Annotated in this window: 14 protein-coding genes; 5 read left to right on the top strand and 9 right to left on the bottom strand. The window is 69.3% G+C overall.

Annotated features, from left to right (window positions below):
* Positions 1-64: 64 nt before the first annotated feature.
* Together glpK and glpD are read right to left on the bottom strand one after the other, a co-directional pair.
* A complete protein-coding gene (gene glpK / locus BM43_RS21225) occupies positions 65-1,567 on the bottom strand; it encodes a glycerol kinase GlpK (RefSeq protein ID WP_013699320.1) in 1,503 nt (500 codons plus the stop codon).
* Positions 1,568-1,710: 143 nt separating this feature from the next.
* A complete protein-coding gene (gene glpD / locus BM43_RS21220) occupies positions 1,711-3,267 on the bottom strand; it encodes a glycerol-3-phosphate dehydrogenase (RefSeq protein ID WP_036049254.1) in 1,557 nt (518 codons plus the stop codon).
* Between the two features lie 149 nt (positions 3,268-3,416).
* On the opposite strand from glpD, the gene BM43_RS21215 reads away from it, so the two are divergent.
* Positions 3,417-3,788, top strand: coding sequence for a hypothetical protein (locus BM43_RS21215; protein ID WP_036049255.1), 372 nt, complete (start codon positions 3,417-3,419; stop codon positions 3,786-3,788).
* A gap of 186 nt (positions 3,789-3,974) precedes the next feature.
* Here the strand turns inward: BM43_RS21215 and BM43_RS21210 are convergent, their stop codons facing one another.
* The gene (locus tag BM43_RS21210) at positions 3,975-4,172 is read right to left on the bottom strand and encodes a phage tail assembly chaperone (RefSeq protein ID WP_013699317.1); all 198 of its coding nucleotides are present in this window, start codon (positions 4,170-4,172) and stop codon (positions 3,975-3,977) included.
* 304 nt (positions 4,173-4,476) lie between these two features.
* A complete protein-coding gene (locus tag BM43_RS21205; RefSeq protein ID WP_013699316.1) occupies positions 4,477-5,259 on the bottom strand; it encodes a DeoR/GlpR family DNA-binding transcription regulator in 783 nt (260 codons plus the stop codon).
* A gap of 555 nt (positions 5,260-5,814) precedes the next feature.
* Between BM43_RS21205 and BM43_RS21200 the strand changes: the two genes are divergently transcribed.
* A complete protein-coding gene (locus BM43_RS21200; RefSeq protein WP_036033260.1) occupies positions 5,815-6,642 on the top strand; it encodes a ferritin-like domain-containing protein in 828 nt (275 codons plus the stop codon).
* 56 nt (positions 6,643-6,698) lie between these two features.
* The gene (locus BM43_RS21195) at positions 6,699-7,247 is read left to right on the top strand and encodes a hypothetical protein (RefSeq protein ID WP_036049258.1); all 549 of its coding nucleotides are present in this window, start codon (positions 6,699-6,701) and stop codon (positions 7,245-7,247) included.
* Between the two features lie 150 nt (positions 7,248-7,397).
* Here BM43_RS21195 and BM43_RS21190 read toward each other — a convergent pair whose 3' ends face one another.
* From BM43_RS21190 to BM43_RS21180, 3 genes are all read right to left on the bottom strand, one after another.
* Entirely contained in the window at positions 7,398-8,900 is a 1,503-nt protein-coding gene (locus BM43_RS21190) for a DEAD/DEAH box helicase (protein WP_036049260.1), read from the bottom strand.
* Positions 8,901-9,041: 141 nt separating this feature from the next.
* A complete protein-coding gene (locus BM43_RS21185; protein WP_036049261.1) occupies positions 9,042-10,358 on the bottom strand; it encodes a cytochrome c in 1,317 nt (438 codons plus the stop codon).
* Between the two features lie 19 nt (positions 10,359-10,377).
* On the bottom strand, positions 10,378-11,139 hold the full coding sequence (locus BM43_RS21180; RefSeq protein ID WP_063617726.1) for a c-type cytochrome: 762 nt from the start codon (positions 11,137-11,139) through the stop codon (positions 10,378-10,380).
* 428 nt (positions 11,140-11,567) lie between these two features.
* On the opposite strand from BM43_RS21180, the gene BM43_RS21175 reads away from it, so the two are divergent.
* Complete coding sequence (locus BM43_RS21175; protein WP_036053002.1) at positions 11,568-12,503, top strand: CopD family protein; 936 nt, start codon at positions 11,568-11,570, stop codon at positions 12,501-12,503.
* A gap of 160 nt (positions 12,504-12,663) precedes the next feature.
* On the opposite strand, the gene dgoD is transcribed toward BM43_RS21175, so the two are convergent.
* The gene (gene dgoD, locus BM43_RS21170; protein WP_036049262.1) at positions 12,664-13,812 is read right to left on the bottom strand and encodes a galactonate dehydratase; all 1,149 of its coding nucleotides are present in this window, start codon (positions 13,810-13,812) and stop codon (positions 12,664-12,666) included.
* A 163-nt stretch (positions 13,813-13,975) separates the two neighbouring features.
* Here dgoD and BM43_RS21165 point away from each other — a divergent pair, with 163 nt between their 5' ends.
* Positions 13,976-14,656, top strand: coding sequence for a FadR/GntR family transcriptional regulator (locus tag BM43_RS21165; RefSeq protein WP_013699308.1), 681 nt, complete (start codon positions 13,976-13,978; stop codon positions 14,654-14,656).
* Between the two features lie 106 nt (positions 14,657-14,762).
* Here the strand turns inward: BM43_RS21165 and BM43_RS21160 are convergent, their stop codons facing one another.
* Positions 14,763-16,310, bottom strand: coding sequence for an efflux transporter outer membrane subunit (locus tag BM43_RS21160; protein WP_036049265.1), 1,548 nt, complete (start codon positions 16,308-16,310; stop codon positions 14,763-14,765).
* Position 16,311 lies beyond the last annotated feature (1 nt).

Raw genomic sequence — 16,311 nt, 5'->3', positions numbered from 1 at the left:
CTTGTTGTTGCCGGCCGCCGCGCGCGAGGCGGCTGCCTCGTCACACGGCGCCGCGGCGCGTCGTTTAGCGCGTGTCGTCGGCCCAGGCCTTGGCGGCGCGTACCGCGCGCTGCCAGCCGGCCAGCGCCGTGCTGACCTGCTCGGCCGGCATCGACGGCGAGAAACGCGTGTCGAGCTGCCATTGGCTGCGCACCTCGTCGAGGTTCTGCCAGTAGCCGATCGCCAGGCCCGCCAGGTAGGCCGCGCCGAGCGCCGTGGTCTCGGTGATCTGCGGGCGCACCGCGTCCACGCCGAGCAGGTCCGCCTGGAACTGCATCAGCAGGTTGTTGGCGCTGGCGCCGCCGTCCACCCGCAGCTCGCCGATGCTGATGCCCGAATCGGCTTCCATCGCCGCCAGCACGTCGAGCGACTGGTAGGCGATCGAGTCGAGCGCCGCGCGCGCCAGGTGGGCGTCGCTGGTGCCGCGCGTGACGCCGAACAGCGAGCCGCGCGCGCGGGCGTTCCAGTGCGGCGCGCCCAGGCCGGCGAAGGCCGGCACCAGGTAGACGCCGTCGGTATGCGGCACGCTGGCCGCCAGCTTCTCGATCTCGCTGGCCGACTTGATGATGCCCAGGCCGTCGCGCAGCCATTGCACCACCGCGCCGGCGATGAAGATGCTGCCTTCCAGCGCGTAGTTCACCTGGTCGCCGACCTGCCAGGCGATGGTGGTCACCAGGTTGTTCTTCGACTCGATCGGCTTGTCGCCGGTGTTCATCATCAGGAAGCAGCCGGTGCCGTAGGTGTTCTTCACCATCCCCGAGCTGGTGCACATCTGGCCGAACAGGGCCGCCTGCTGGTCGCCCGCGATGCCGGCCAGCGGCAGCTTGGAGGCGAACACGGTGGTCTTGGTGTGGCCGTAGATCTCGGAGGAGGCGCGCACCTCGGGCAGCATGCTGCGCGGGATGTCGAGCGCGGCCAGCAGCTCGTCGTCCCACTGGCGCGTATGGATGTTGAACAGCATGCTGCGCGAGGCGTTGGTCACGTCGGTGACGTGCAGCTCGTGCTTGGTGAAGTTCCAGACCAGCCAGCTATCGACCGTGCCGAACGCGAGCCGGCCCTGGCGCGCCTTCTCGCGCGCGCCCTCGACGTTGTCGAGGATCCAGCGGATCTTGGTACCGGAGAAGTAGGAGTCGATCGGCAGGCCGGTCTTGGCGCGCACCATCGCTTCCAGGCCGTCGGCCTTGAGCGAGTCGCAGAAGTCGGCGGTGCGGCGGTCCTGCCACACGATCGCGTTGTAGATCGGCTGGCCGGTCTCGCGATCCCAGACGATGGTGGTCTCGCGCTGGTTGGTGATGCCGATCGCCGCGATCGCGGTGCCGTTCAGGCCCACGCGCGTGACCGCCTCGGCGGCGACGCCGGCCTGGGTCGACCAGATTTCCTGGGGATCGTGCTCCACCCAGCCCGGGCGAGGATAGATCTGCTCGAACTCCTTCTGGGCGATCGATACGATGTTGCCCTGGCGATCGAACAGCATCGCGCGCGAGCTCGTCGTGCCCTGGTCGAGTGCGAGGATGTATTGACCCTGCATCTGTCTCATCTCCATTCGGTACGTAATTGTGATTCGCGCGGCCTTCGCGGCGGCGCGTGCTGCTCTCTATCCCGCGCGGCTTGCGGCCTGCCGCGCGTTTCTACCTTCGGTGCAACTTCTTTGTCTGGTTACCGTTCGGGCCGTCAGTGCACGACGCGTCGCGCGGCGGGCTCGGCCGCCGGGGCTGCCTCGCCGCCTTGCGCGAACCAGGCGTCGATCGCGGCGGTGACCGTCTCCAGCGTGCCGGGCGCGACATGCAGGCCCAGCTTCGAGCGGCGCCACAGCACGTCGTCGGCGCGGGTCGCCCACTCGCTGTCGCGCAGGTGGCACAGTTCGGCTTCGTGGATGCCCGGTGCGATTTCGGCGCCGAGCCCGGCCAGCGAGCTGGCGCCGGCCACGATGCGTTCGGCGCGGGTGCCGTAGGCGCGCGCGTAACGGCGCGCCAGCGCGGCCGGCAACCAGGCATGGCGTTTCGCGAAGGCTTCGGCGAACGGCGCGAAGCGCGCGTTGGCGATATCGCCGCCCGGCAGCGGCTGGCCGGCGGTCCAGGCCGCGCGGCCCGAGCCGAGCGCCTCGACCAGCATGCCGGCCGCGTCCTCGGCCAGCTTGCGGAAGGTGGTGATCTTGCCGCCGAACACCGACAGCAGCGGCGCGCCCTGGCCGTCGTCCATCTCGAGCTTGTAGTCGCGCGTGACGGCCGAGGGGTTGTCGGCGTTCTCGTCCTCGAGCAGCGGGCGCACGCCGGAATAGGTCCAGCGCACGTCGGCCGGCGAGATCTTCTGCTTGAAGTAGCGGTTGATCGAGTCGCAGAGATATTGCGTCTCGTCGCGGTCGATCGCCACCTTCGAGGGATCGTCGTGATACTCGACGTCGGTGGTGCCGATCAGCGTGAAATCCTGCTCGTAGGGGATCGCGAAGATGATCCGCTTGTCGGGATTCTGGAAGATGTAGGCGTGGTCGTGATCGAACAGGCGGCGCGTGACGATATGGCTGCCCTTCACCAGCCGCACGCTGTGGCGCGCGTCGCGGCCCAGCGCGCCGTGCAGCACCGAGCCGACCCAGGGGCCGGCCGCGTTGGCGATCGCGCGGGCGCGCACCTCGCGGCTCGAGCCGTCGGCGCGCTGCAGGGTGGCGATCCATTCGCCGTTCTCGCGACGCGCGGCCACGAGGCGCGTGCGCGTCAGGATCTCGGCGCCGCGTTCGTGCGCGTCCAGCGCGTTGAGCACCACCAGGCGCGCGTCGTCGACCCAGCCGTCCGAGTAGACGAAGCCGCGCCGGATCGAATCGACCAGCGGCGCGCCGGCCGCATGGCGGGCCATGGTGATGCCGCGCGAGCCGGGCAGCAGTTCGCGCCTGGCGAGGTGGTCGTAGAGGAACAGGCCGATGCGGATCAGCCAGGCCGGGCGCAGGTTCGGCATGTGCGGCATGACGAAGCGCAGCGGCCAGATGATGTGGGGCGCGGCGCGCAGCAGCGTCTCGCGCTCCTGCAGGGCCTTGCGGACCAGCCCGAATTCCTTGTACTCGAGATAGCGCAGCCCGCCGTGGATCAGCTTGGTGCTGGACGAGGAGGTGTGCGAGGCCAGGTCGTCCTGCTCGCAAAGGAGCACGGACAGGCCGCGCCCGGCCGCGTCGCGCGCGATGCCCGCGCCGTTGATGCCGCCGCCGATCACGAGCACGTCGTACCGAGTCTGTTCGCTCACTGCTGCCCTCTGTCTCTAGTCGAACTCAAATTTTTCGAATTCGAAATTTAATGAACAAAACCGAAAAAGTAAAGTTCGTTTAAGAGGGTCGGTAGCGCGCGTCGCCGAGCGGGACGATACTGGCGCATTGTCTTCAACGAGGAGGAAACATGCGTCAGGTCATGGTGGCGGGCGCGCTGGCGCTGCTGGCGGGCTGTTCGACCGTGCCGCTGCCCGGCGGCTGGAGCGGCGAGCCGACGTTCGACACGCTGCAGCGCGCCTGCGGCGAGGTGCAGGATTACGGCGCCGACGGCGCCTCGGTCTATGCCGCGCTCTACGACGCCTGGGTCGCGAAGCGGCACGGCAAGCTCGACGATGCGCAGTTCTGCGCGTTTTCGAAACAGATCGCCGCGCGCCATGCCGAGCTCGGCGCGCAGCCCGACGCGGCGGCGCGGGCTGGCTGGATCGATTACCTGAACACGGCGCGGGCGCAGGCGATCAGCTGGCGCTCGAAGGTCGATCCGACCTTGCGGGGCGGTTGAGGCGGGGCTGGGGCGAGCGGAGGGGTTCAGGGACGGCATCAGGTACGGGCTTTAGTCAGGCCGGGAGCCGCGCCGCCGGACCGCCGTATCGTGCCCATTGCCCGCGTTCCTCGATTCTTGCCCGTAAACGAAAACGACCGCCATCCAGGGACGGCGGTCGCGAGCCGGCGGGGCTCGTCGTTCGCTTCAGGAATAACGTACTTTGATCGATCGGAGCGCCGCGTCACCGCTTTCGGTGACGCAGTAGCGACGGCCCGAACCGAGGGCTTCCAGGCGTACCAGTTGCTGCTCGAGCAGCGCATCCAGTTCGTCGCGTTCCATCTCGGCCTGATCCGGCGCGTCCTTGACGAGCAGCAGGGTGGCGAATTCATGCGGACTCAGCATCGTTCTCTCCAGACAAACCAGACGCCTCACGGCCGGACGACGTCCGGGACGCGTTACCCAGCAAGGAAGGCGTGGGGGGACATGCTTACCATGGCGCACGCGGCACACGGGCGCCGGGGATTCGGAGTGTAGTCAACGGGGCAAGGAACGCCAAATACGACCCCGAAAATTTTCCCATTGACAATTGGTCACAATTCAAGCGGCCGAGGCGACGCGGCAACTTCTTGATTTCACTTGAAGTTCGCGCTGCGACGCAGCAAGGGGCGGGGCTGCGAGGCAGTCGCGGCCGGACGCGCAATGTCGTTCAGTCGGCCAGGTAGACCTGGGTGCCGGCGGCGGCGATGGTCTCGCCCATTTCCTCGGGCGGCGCCTTGTCGGTGAACAGCGCGTGGACCTGCGACAGGTGCCCCTGCCGCACCAGGGCCGGGCGGCCGAACTTGGAGTGGTCGGTGACCAGGTAGACGGTGCGCGCGTGCTGGATGATCGCCTCGGCCACCCGCACCTCGCGCGTGTCGAAGTCGCGCAGGGTGCCGTCGGTCTCGATCGCCGAGGTGCCGATGATCGCGTAGTCGACCTTGAACTGGCGGATGAAGTCGATCGCCAGCTCGCCGACGATGCCCTTGTCCCAGGGCCGCACGATGCCGCCCGTGATCAGCACCTCGCACTCGGGGTAGCCGCTCATCATGCTGGCCACGTTGAGGTTGTTGGTGATCACGCGCAGGCCGCGATGGCGATTCAGGGCTCGCGCGACTTCCTCGGTGGTGGTGCCGAGGTTGATGAACAGCGAGGCCTGGTCGGGGATGTGCGTGGCGGCGAGCGCCGCGATGCGCCGTTTCTCGTCGTGGAACATGCGCTGGCGGGCGCTGTAGGACACGTTCTCCGAGCTGGTCGGCAGGCTCGCGCCGCCGTGGTAGCGGCGCAGCAGGTTCAGGTCGGCCAGCCAGTTGACGTCGCGGCGGATCGTCTGCGGCGTCACGTCGAAGTGGGCGGCCAGGTCCTCCACCGTCACGAAGCCGTCCCGTTGCACCCAGTCGAGCAGCTCCTGCTGGCGCGCGTTGAGCGAGAGGCGGGGGTCTCGTGTCGTCATGGTTCGTTCGAAAGCGGGGGAAACGGGCTCCCATTGTAAGCAATGTGCGCGAACGAACATTTCGTTTTCGCGACATCGATCGGTGCGCCGGCTCCGCGCGGGGCCTCCCGTCCATCCCGGGCGAGGGTGCCGTCGCACGAGGACGCCGCTCCTGGCGGCGGGCTTCCCGTGCCCTGCGCACGGCGCCGGCGCGGGTATCGACGATGCGCGCATCGTGGTGCCGGGCGGGCAGCGCGGGCGCATCTTCGCGCGGCCGCCGGATCATTGCGCCGCGCGAAGCCATGCCGATGTCTTGCGCCTTCGCAGATTCGAATTGAATTGCAGCCGACTTTCGAATTACCGGTCTAACATTGCGCAATAGACTGCGAGGAACTGCGCGTGTGCGGGGCGGTCAGTGACTGAAGCACGCTCGGGAACTTCCGGCTAACATAAGCGGATCCAGATCGAATTTCATTCATATCCGCTTCGTCCGAGCGGGCCGCGAGGCCGCCAGGCACCTGCCGCTGAGCCTGGGGCAAGCCGCGCCGCCGGAACGAAGCGCTTGGGAGCACGACGATGCTGGCTGAAACCAAGCATGTGATGCCCTGGCGCATCGAAGACATCGACCTCTCGCGGATCGACCGCGCGAAGGCCGCCGCCAACGAAGACCTGCTGCTGCTGTTGTGCGCGGCCTCGTTCATCGAGAGCGGCTCCGATCTCTACACCAGCAACCTGAGCCAATTCTTCGGCGACGATCCCGAGGTGGCGGGCTGGCTCAACGAGCAGTGGGAGCACGAGGAACTGCAGCACGGCCGCGCGCTGAAGGCCTATATCGGCCACGTGTGGCCCGAGTTCGACTGGGACCTCGCCTTCCACAACTTCTTCGACGAATACTCGAAGACCTGCTCGCTGGAAGCCTTCGAGAAGACGCGTGCGCTCGAGATGGTGGCGCGCTGCGTGGTCGAGACCGGCACCGCCACGCTCTATCGCGCGATCAACGAGTGCTCGGACGAGCCGGTGCTCAAGGAAATCACCAACAACATCCGCACCGACGAAGTGCGCCACTACAAGCACTTCTTCAAGTATTTCAAGAAGTACAACGAGGTCGAGGGCAATGGCCGCTGGGCCGTGCTCGGCGCGCTGATGCGCCGCGTGCTCGAGATCCGCAACGAGGATTCGGAGATCGCGCTGCGCCACGTGTTCGCGATCCGCTATCCCGACAAGGTGCGTGACTCGGCCTACAACCGCGAGCGCGCGGCCCGCGTCAACGCGCTGGTGCGCCGCAACCTGTCGGCCGACATGTGCATCAAGATGCTGCTCAAGCCGCTCGACCTGCCTTCGCGGATCCAGCCCGGCGTGCAGTATCCGCTGACCAAGCTGACCCAGCACGTGTTCTTCCGTTGATCCGCATGTCCGGCGCGCGTCCTGCGCGCGCCTTTTCCATTCCCGGGGAGTCCATGATGACCGCGACCGATCGCGCCGCGCTCGAGCGCTGGCATTTCGATAGCTGGTCGCCGGCCTGCCGCGCGTTGTTCGACGGCGAGGCGCTCGGCGACAAGCTGCGCTTCACGGCCTCGCTGATCGTGATCGATCGCGAGGCGGACCCCGTCGACGCGCGTACCACCCTGCTCAGCGTCGGCGAGCTCTATGCGCCCGATGGCGAGACGCTGTTCCTCGCGTTGTGGCCGCGTTCGCGCGGCGCGCAGTTGCTGGCCAGGGAGCGCGCCGCGGTGCTCAGCTTCGTGGCCGACGGCGCCTTCCACCAGGCGCGGCTGCGTGTCGAGCCGGCCGGCGTGACGGGCGATCGCCCGGCCGACGACGGCACCGCGGTGGCCGGGCTGGCCTGCTTCCGCGCGCGCCTGGCCGGCGGCGACGCGCAGCGCGTCGGTTATGCGCGGCTGACCTCGGGCATCGAGTTCGAGCTGGACGACCAGCGCGAGGCCGTGCTCGCGCGCTGGACGCGCCAGATCGAGCAGATCCGCCTGATCGCGGCCGCCTTGCCGGGCTGAACGGTTTGGGGAGAGTGGGCTGAGACGCACCGCGCGAACGCGCGATGGCGGGTGCGGGCGCGGCGACGCGCGCCGCCGCGCCGGTGAAGCGAATCCGGTCGAGAACGGGCGGTCCCTGCATGACGCATGCGGGGACCGCCCGTTTTTCGTTCAGTGGCCGCGCTGGCCGCTGCGCGAGGAGCGGTTGCGGTTCGCGTGCCCCGCATTGGCATTGCCGCCGCCGTTGCCGCCCTGGCCACCGCCCGGTCGGCCGCCGCCTGCCGGACGCGGCTTGGCCGCGGTCGCGGCGCCGCCGCCACCACCGCCGGCCTTGACCGGCTTCGCGGCAGGCTTGGGCGCCGCTTTCGCCGCCGGCTTGGCGGCCGGCTTCGCGCCGCCCGGCTGGGCGCCGTCACGGCGCGCCGCGCCTTGCCCCCGCCCCTGGCCTTGCGGCTGGCGAGCGCCGCCGCCACCGCCGCCCCCGCGCTGCTGTTGCTGGCCACGGCGCTGGATCGGTTCCGGCTTGGCGTTCGGATCGGGCTCGAAGCCGGCGATCACTTCCTGCGGGATCTCGCGCTTGATCAGCTTCTCGATGTCGCGCAGCAGTTGCTTCTCGTCGACGCAGACCAGCGAGACCGCCTCGCCGTTGGCGCCCGCGCGGCCGGTTCGGCCGATGCGGTGCACGTAGTCTTCCGGCACGTTCGGCAGCTCGTAGTTGACCACGTGCGGCAACTGGTCGATATCGATGCCGCGTGCGGCGATATCGGTGGCCACCAGCACCTGCAGCGTGCCGGCCTTGAACTCGGTCAGCGCGCGCGTGCGGGCCGACTGGCTCTTGTTGCCGTGGATCGCCAGCGCGCTGATGCCGTCCTTGCCGAGCTGCTCGGCCAGGCGGTTGGCGCCGTGCTTGGTGCGCGTGAACACCAGCACCTGGAACCAGTTGTGCTCGCGGATCAGGTGGGTGAGCAGCTCGCGCTTGCGGTCACGGTCGACCGGGTAGATCTTCTGCGCGATGGTCTCGGCCGTGGTGTTGCGGCGCGCCACCTCGATCAGGGCCGGCGAGTCGAGCAGGCTGTCGGCCAGCGCCTTGATCTCGTCGGAGAAGGTGGCCGAGAACAGCAGGTTCTGGCGCTTGGCGGGCAGGCGCGCGAGCACCCGCTTGATGTCGTGGATGAAGCCCATGTCGAGCATGCGATCGGCTTCGTCGAGCACCAGGATGTCGAGCTGCGAGACATCGATGGTCTTCTGCTGCATGTGGTCGAGCAGGCGGCCCGGCGTTGCCACCACGATGTCCACGCCGCGCTTGAGCGCGTCGATCTGCGGATTGATGCTCACGCCGCCGAACATCACGGTCGAGCGCAGCTTCAGGTACTTGCCGTAGGCGCGCACGCTCTCCTCGACCTGGGCGGCCAGTTCGCGCGTCGGCGTGAGGATCAGCGCGCGCACGGCGCGCTTGCCGCCGGCCTGCGCGGCGGCATTCGCATTGAGGCGCTGCAGGATCGGCAGCGTGAAGCCGGCGGTCTTGCCGGTGCCGGTCTGGGCGCCGGCGAGCAGGTCGCCGCCGCCGAGCACGGCGGGGATCGCCTGGGTCTGGATCGGGGTCGGTTCGGTATAGCCGAGTTCGTTGACGGCCCGCACGAGGGGTTCGGCGAGGCCGAGGGAAGCAAAAGACATAAACTCTCTTGGTGTTCGAAAAATGACGCCGCCCGACTGGCCGATACGCGACCGGTTGGGCGGCGTCATCTTCATACAAAAAACAAATAGGGCGTGGCCGCGGTTGCCCGCAGCCACGCCCCGTGTGATGTGAACCGTTCGTCAGTCGAGCGGTGCGGAACGCAGATCGCTCACCTGCTGCGGCGAGATCGGCGAACCGTTGTTGCCCCAGGCCGATCGGATATACGACACGACGGCTGCAACCTCTTGATTCGACAGGGCTTGCGCGAACGGCGGCATCCCGTATGGACGCGGATTCCGGAACGTGCTGGGCGGGTAACCGCCGTTGAGCACCATCCGGATCGGGTTCACTGCAGACTCCATCATAATCGAATGGTTTCCGGCGAGCGGCGGATACGAGGGCGGCTTGCCCTGGCCGGAGGCACCGTGACAGGTCGCGCAGTTGTCCGCGTAGAGCTTGCGGCCCTGTTCCAGCAACTGGTCGCCGAACTTCTGTGAGGGCTCGTATTGCAGGTTGGTCGGCGCGTTGCCCTTCTGTGGAATCGACTTCAGGTAGACCGACATCGAGCGCGCGTCGTCGTCCGACATGTACTGCAGACTGTTGTGCACCACGTCGGCCATCGGCCCGAACACCGCGCCGCGCATCGACACGCCGGCCTGCAGCAGGTCGGTCAGCTCCTGCACGTGCCAGTCGCCGAGGCCGAACTCGGTGTCGTTGGTCAGCGAGGGCGCGTACCAGTTCTGCAGCGGGATCAGCCCGCCGGCGAAGGCCGAGGAGCTGCGCGGCGCGCCCATCAGGTTGATCGAGGTATGGCACATGCTGCAGTGGCCCAGGCCCTCGACCAGGTAGGCGCCGCGGTTCCATTCCACCGACTTGGTCGGGTCCGGCTTGAATTCCCCCTCCTTGAAGAACAGCGTGCGCCAGCCGATCAGCAGGTTGCGGTTGTTGAACGGGAATTTCAGCTCGTGCGGGCGGCTCGCCGTGTTGACCGCCGGCACCGAGCGCAGGTACGCGTAGATCGCGTCCGAATCGGCGCGCGTGACCTTGGTGTAGCTGGTGAAGGGGAAGCCCGGGTAGAGCAGGCTGCCGTCCTTCGAGCGGCCCGTGTGCATCGCGCGATAGAAGTCGTCGGCGCTCCACTTGCCGATGCCGTACTGGTTGTCGGGCGTGATGTTCGGCGTGTACATGGTGCCGAACGGGGTGGGCATCGGCAGGCCGCCGGCGAAGGGCTGGCCGCCGCGCACCGTGTGGCAGGCCACGCAGTCGCCCACCCGCGACAGATACTCGCCCTTCTTGATCAGCGCGGCCTGGTTCGTGTCGGCGGCCGGCGCGGCGGCGCGCGCGGTGTCGATCAGGCTGCCCGCCCACTTGGCGGCGCCGGGCCAGACGGCGGGCGCGAGCGTCGCGGCGGCGGCGATCGCGAGGGCGCCGAAGGCATACAGGGACTGGCGTTTCATGGCGTCTGTCTCCTGGAGGTCATTGCGGTTCGCTGCCGCAGGCGAGCGGCAGCTTCAGCGAGCCGGCCGCCGCCGGGACCGGATTGGCCGGCGCCGCCTGCGCGGCGAGCCAGGCGGTCACGGCGGTGACGTCCTCGTCGGTGAGCCGCGAGGCGATCTCGTGCATGCAGTCGGGTGCCTTGGCGCGCCGGTTGCCCGAGCGCCAGGCGCCGATCTGCGCGCTGAGGTAGTCGCTGTGCAGGCCCACCAGGCCCGGGATCGCAGGTTGCATGCCCGTGAGCTGCGCGCCGTGGCAGGCGATGCAGGCCGGGATCTTGCGCGCCGCATCGCCGCGCGTGGCCAGTGCCTGACCGCGCGCCATCACCTCGTCCGACACGCTCGGCTTGGCCGGCGGCGGATAGGGCGGACGCTCGTTGGAGAAGTGCACCGCGATCGCGTGCAGGTAATCGTCGCTCAGGTAGGTGAGCAGGTAGTTCATCGGCGGGTACTTGCGTCGCCCGTCGCGGAAGTTGATCAGCTGGTTGTAGAGATATTCGGCGGGCTTGCCGGCCAGGCGCGGGAAGTAGTCGTTGTCGGTGCCCTGGCCGTGGGTGCCGTGGCAGGCGGTGCAGCCGCGCACGCGTTCGGCCATCGTGTCGGGTGCCTTCAACGGGGCCGCCGCGGCGGCGCCGGAGGCGGGAGCTGACTGGGCTTGCGAGCCGACCGGCAGGCAGGCGGCGCTGATGCACAGCGCGGCGAGCAGGGGACGGAATACACGTATTGAAGACACGCGAGGCTCCAATTTTTTATTCGTCGGGGACCTGGCCGGCTCTGTGTCGGCTCGGGCTTTGACTACACGTGTTTCGGCAGCCCTCTCCTGTCGGCTGCGCTGCGAAGTTTAGCATCGATGCCTGGCCACGGCTATTTGGGCAGGACCCGCTCGCGCCTCGCGATTCGATGCGGCAACAACAGGCGGATGCGGAAATCCTACGCTTTTTGGTGAACCCGTGTGGGCGTTCTCGATCGAAGGCCGTACACTCGCCACTCGCGCGTGGTCGGCCTGCCCCGGGCCGCGCCGCCGATTCGTTGCCACTCCGAAATACTGATCCCCGCCACGATGTTGCCGACCTCTCCAGCCTCAGACGATTGCCGTTACGCGTTTTCCCCGATTCCCTCTTGCGCGGCCTTGCCGTCGTGCCGCCGCGCGTTGGCGCAAGGCGGTGCGCGATGATGAAATTCGACAGCCTCTGGAGCGGCCAGGTCGCGATGGCCGCGCTCGCGCAGATCGCCTTCGCCGTCGCGCTGGGCTCGCTGCTGTTCGGTGCCTGGCTCGCCGCCGAGGGCGCGCGCGCCACCGTGTCTCCCGCGCATGGCGCATGGCGGCGCGCGCAGCGCTCGCTGGCGACGGCGGCCCTGGTGTTCGTGCTGGCCGAGCTCGGCTGGATCGTCTACGAGGCGGCCACCATGGGCGGCACGGGCCTGGGCGAGGCGTTCGGCGCGTTGCCGGCGGTGCTGGGCGACACCCATGTCGGCCATGCCTGGAGCCTGCTGTTCGGCGGCGCGCTGGCCTTGCTGGTGCTGGCCTTGCTGCGGCCCGGCGGCGTGGCCGGCAAGCTGCTGTTCTGGCTCGCGATCCTGGTGGTGGAGGCCGGCAATGCCTCGATCGGCCACGCGGCCGACGCGGGCCCCTGGTCGCCCGCGCTCGGCGTGCAGCTCTTGCACCTGCTGTCGACCGCCGTGTGGGGCGGCATCGTGCTGGCGGGCGGCATGGCGGTGCTGCCGGCGCTGGGCGCCTCGATCGCGCGCGGCGTGCTGATCCGCGTCGCGCAGCGCGTCTCGCGCGTGTCGATGGCGGCGGTGCTGGTGGTGATCGCCACCGGCATCTACAACGCGATCCGCGGCACCGGGGGCGACATCGCCGTGCTCGACGCCAGCACCTGGGGCCGCGTGCTGCTGCTCAAGCTGGTGCTGGTCGCGCTGGCGCTGCTGCTGGGCGGGCTGAACCGCTTCTCGGCCCTGCCGCGGCTGCGGCGCACCGCGGCCACCGAGGACGCACGGACCTTCGTCAACGTGCTGTACCTGGAGGCGGTCGCGATGATCGGCGTGTTCGTCGCGGCGGCCGTGCTCGCAGCCAGCGTGCCCGGCTTCGCCTCGCTCGCGCAATGACAGGGGCCGGCGCCGCGCGCCGCTGCCTGGCCGGAGCGCGCGGCCTCGCTGCCGGGCCCTGAGCCGAGCCCCGAACGCGAAGCGGGGGCGCCCCGATCAGGACGCCCCCGCCTTGCACCGCATCATCTTCCACGGCGCGGCTCGCGCGCGCCGCGCGCGATCACCACTCGGCGACGCTGCCGTCGGCGTGGCGCCACACCGGGTTGCGCCAGCGATGACCGAGCTTGGCCATCTCGCGCACCTTCTCCTCGTTGACCTCGATGCCCAGGCCCGGCCCTTGCGGGATGCCGACGAAACCATCCTCGTAGCGGAATACTTCCGGGTTGCGGATGTAGTCGAGCAGATCGTTGCCCTGGTTGTAGTGGATGCCCAGGCTCTGTTCCTGGATGAAGGCGTTGTAGCTGACCGCGTCGAGCTGCAGGCAGGCGGCCAGCGCGATCGGCCCGAGCGGGCAGTGCAGCGCCAGCGCCACGTCGTAGGCCTCGGCCAGCGAGGCGATCTTGCGGCACTCGGTGATGCCGCCCGCGTGCGAGGCGTCGGGCTGGATGATGTCGACGTAGCCGCCCGCGATCACGTGCTTGAAGTCCCAGCGCGAGTAGAGCCGTTCGCCCAGCGCGATCGGCGTGTCGGTCTGGTTGACGATGTCGCGCAGCGCCTCGGCGTTCTCCGAGAGCACCGGCTCCTCGATGAACATCAGGCGATAGGGATCGAGCTCCTTGGCCAGCACCTTGGCCATCGGCTTGTGGACGCGGCCGTGGAAGTCCACGCCGATCCCCACGTGCGGGCCCACCGCTTCGCGCACCGCCGCCACGTTGGCGATCACCTTCTCGACCTTGTCGTAGGTATCGACGATCTGCAGCTCTTCCGAGCCGTTCATCTTGACCGCCTTGAAGCCGCGCTCGACCACCGCGCGCGCGTTGTTGGCCACGTCGCTGGGGCGGTCGCCGCCGATCCACGAGTAGACCTTGATGCGATCGCGCACCTGGCCGCCCAGCAGCGCATGGACCGGCGCGCCATGGAACTTGCCCTTGATGTCCCACAGCGCCTGGTCGACGCCGGCGATCGCGCTCATCGTGATCGGGCCGCCGCGATAGAATCCGGCGCGGTACATCACCTGCCAGTGATCCTCGATCAGCAGCGGGTCCTTGCCCACCAGGTAGTCGGCCAGCTCCTGCACGGCGGCTCCCACGGTATGCGCGCGGCCCTCGACGATCGGCTCGCCCCAGCCGACGATGCCCTCGTCGGTCTCGATCTTCAGGAACAGCCAGCGCGGCGGCACGACGAAGGTTTCGAGGCGGGTGATCTTCATGGGTCTGTCTCCTTGGGTTGGGCGAACGGGGGACACATCGAGGCCCCGCCGGAAAGTCGATGGCGACGATCCTACACGATTCCGCGAAAAAGTAGTATTAATAGCACTATTGTGCACATAGTGGTCGGCCGCCCGCGGGCGGCGCCGGCCCACAGGGAGAAACGTGATTCAACGCGATCTGCATGGACAAACCGCGTACCGGCTCGCCACGGCGATCCTGCGCGGCGACTACACGCCGGACACGATCCTGCCGCGCGAGGCCGAGCTGATGCTCTCCTTCGGCGTGAGCCGCACCGTGCTGCGCGAGGCGCTGCGCACGCTGACCTCGAAGGGGCTGATCGAGTCGCGGCCCAAGGTCGGCACGCGGGTGCGGCCGCGCGATGCCTGGAACCTGCTCGACGCCGAGCTGCTCGACTGGTATTCGCAGGTGGCGCCGCCGCTGGCCTTCGCGATGAAGCTGCAGGAGATGCGCGAGATGGTCGAGCCGTACGCGGCAGGGCTGGCCGCGCGCGCGCAGACGCCGGCCGCGTTCGCCGCGATCGAGGCCGCGCACGAGGCGATGCGCGCGGCGCGCCATGTCGACGAGTGGGTGAGGGCGGACCTGCGCTTCCACCTGGAGGTGCTGGCCGCCGGCGGCAACGAGTTGCTGATGCCGCTGGGCGCGCTGATCGAGCGCACGCTGGAGGCGCAACTGCGGCTCAACGCGAAGCGCGCCGAGATCTTCAATGCCTCGCTGGCCGAGCACACGCGCGTGTTCGAGGCGATCCGCGCGCGTGACGCGAACGCCGCGCGCGCGGCGATGGCGGCGCTGCTCGGCACCACGCGCGCGCGCATCGAGCGCTAGGACACCAGGGCGCCCGCCGCGCGATGCGGCGAGCGAAAACCACGGACATGAAAAAACGGGCCGGCGTGTGAAGCGCCGGCCCGTTGCGTTTGCGGTTCGCGAGGCGTCAGCCTGCCGGCTTCGTCTCGACGGAAGCCGTCGGAGCGGTGGCCGCGCCCGGGGCCGAAGTCGCCGCCGCGTCGGCCCGCCCGCTCTGCCAGCCGAGGCCGAGGCTCTTCTGCAGGGACACATAGTCCTTGATCAGCTCGGCCTGCCCCGCGATCACGTTCTGCTGCGCCGACAGCGCGTCGCGCTGCGTGTCGAGCAGATCGATCAGCGAGGACACGCCGGCGCGGTAGCGCTGGTCCATCAGCGTCGCCGAATGCACCGCCGAGGTCTGCACCTTGTCGAGCGCGACCACGTGATCGCGCTGGTGACCGTAGCGCGACAAGGCGGTATTGGCGTCCTGCAGCGCGCCGAGCACGGCCTTGGTGTAGTTGGCCTCGGCCTCGTCGCGCGAGGCTTCGGCAGCGCGCACGGCGCCGCGCGTGCGGCCGAAGTCGAACAGGTTCCATTGCAGGTAGGGCGCGCCCACCCAGGTCCAGTTCTGCTTGCGGAACAGGTGGCCCGGGTCGCCCGCGCTGAAGCCCAGATCGCCGAGCAGGGTGACCTTGGGGAAGTAGTCGGCGATGTGCTCGCCGATCTGCGCATTGCTCGAGGCCAGGCGCCGCTCGGCCGCGCGCACGTCGGGGCGCTGCTTGAGCAGGGCGGCCGGGTCTCCGATCGGCACCGATGCGGGCAGGCTCGGCAGCGCCGGGTTGGCGCCCGAGAGCTGCGCATCGAGCGCGCCCGGCGCGCGCCCGGTGAGAGTCGCGAGGCGGTCCAGCGATTCGGTCACCTGGGCATCGAGCGGGATCAGCGAGGCGCGCGTGTTTTCCACCTGGGTGGTCAGCCGCTCGATGTCCGCATCGGCGGCCACGCCGCGTCCGCGCCGCTGCCGGGTCAGGTCGAGCTGCTGCTGCTGGAGCTCGGCGGTGCGCCGCGAGAGTGCCAGGCGCTGCTGCTGGTCGCGCAGGTCCACGTAGGCATTGGCGACCTCGGCCGCGATCGAGACCTGCGTGTCGGCCAGGTCCGCGTCGACCGCCTCGGCCTGTGCCGAGGCCGCCTCGATCGCGCGGCGCGTGCCGCCGAACAGGTCGATCTCCCAGGTGGCGTCGAAGCTGGCCGTGTAGAGCTGGATCGGGCCGGTGCCGGCCTGGCTGTTGCCGCCGTTCGCGTTGTTCGCGCCGGTGAGCGCCGACAGCGCGTTCATGTCGGGCGCGCGGGTGCGGATCGCGGCCAGGTCCGCCGAGGTCTTGGGCAAGGCGTTGGCGCGCTGCTGGCTCAGTTGCGCGCGGGCTTCGCGCAGCCGCGCCTGGGCCGCGTGCAGGTCGGGGTTGTGGGCCAGCGCCGCAGCGATCAGTTCGTCGAGCTGAGGGTCGTTCAGGCTTTGCCACCAGGCGGCGGGCGCGGGCGTGGCGACGGCCACGCCGGTCTGCGGGGCGCGCACGAAGGTGGCCGCGCTCGGCGCGGCCGGCGCGCCCTTGTAGTTCGGGCCGACCGTGCAGCCGGCGAGCGCCAGCGCGGCGGCGGCCAGCGTCAGCGCGTGACGGGGCGCCAGGCTCGGGGACTTCATG

It is taken from the genome of Burkholderia gladioli (genome assembly GCF_000959725.1).
GTDB classification, from domain to species: domain Bacteria; phylum Pseudomonadota; class Gammaproteobacteria; order Burkholderiales; family Burkholderiaceae; genus Burkholderia; species Burkholderia gladioli.
Note: the sequence above shows the minus strand (reverse complement) of the source record. Positions and strands in the feature narration are given on the sequence as shown.

What these genes read in the sequence shown, in the direction of transcription:
- glpK (WP_013699320.1), bottom strand. Translation starts at nt 1,567, where the DNA reads ATGCAGGGTCAATACATCCTCGCACTCGACCAGGGCACGACGAGCTCG.
- BM43_RS21215 (WP_036049255.1), top strand. Translation starts at nt 3,417, where the DNA reads ATGCGTCAGGTCATGGTGGCGGGCGCGCTGGCGCTGCTGGCGGGCTGT.
- BM43_RS21210 (WP_013699317.1), bottom strand. Translation starts at nt 4,172, where the DNA reads ATGCTGAGTCCGCATGAATTCGCCACCCTGCTGCTCGTCAAGGACGCG.
- BM43_RS21205 (WP_013699316.1), bottom strand. Translation starts at nt 5,259, where the DNA reads ATGACGACACGAGACCCCCGCCTCTCGCTCAACGCGCGCCAGCAGGAG.
- BM43_RS21200 (WP_036033260.1), top strand. Translation starts at nt 5,815, where the DNA reads ATGCTGGCTGAAACCAAGCATGTGATGCCCTGGCGCATCGAAGACATC.
- BM43_RS21195 (WP_036049258.1), top strand. Translation starts at nt 6,699, where the DNA reads ATGACCGCGACCGATCGCGCCGCGCTCGAGCGCTGGCATTTCGATAGC.
- BM43_RS21190 (WP_036049260.1), bottom strand. Translation starts at nt 8,900, where the DNA reads ATGTCTTTTGCTTCCCTCGGCCTCGCCGAACCCCTCGTGCGGGCCGTC.
- BM43_RS21185 (WP_036049261.1), bottom strand. Translation starts at nt 10,358, where the DNA reads ATGAAACGCCAGTCCCTGTATGCCTTCGGCGCCCTCGCGATCGCCGCC.
- BM43_RS21175 (WP_036053002.1), top strand. Translation starts at nt 11,568, where the DNA reads ATGAAATTCGACAGCCTCTGGAGCGGCCAGGTCGCGATGGCCGCGCTC.
- dgoD (WP_036049262.1), bottom strand. Translation starts at nt 13,812, where the DNA reads ATGAAGATCACCCGCCTCGAAACCTTCGTCGTGCCGCCGCGCTGGCTG.
- BM43_RS21160 (WP_036049265.1), bottom strand. Translation starts at nt 16,310, where the DNA reads ATGAAGTCCCCGAGCCTGGCGCCCCGTCACGCGCTGACGCTGGCCGCC.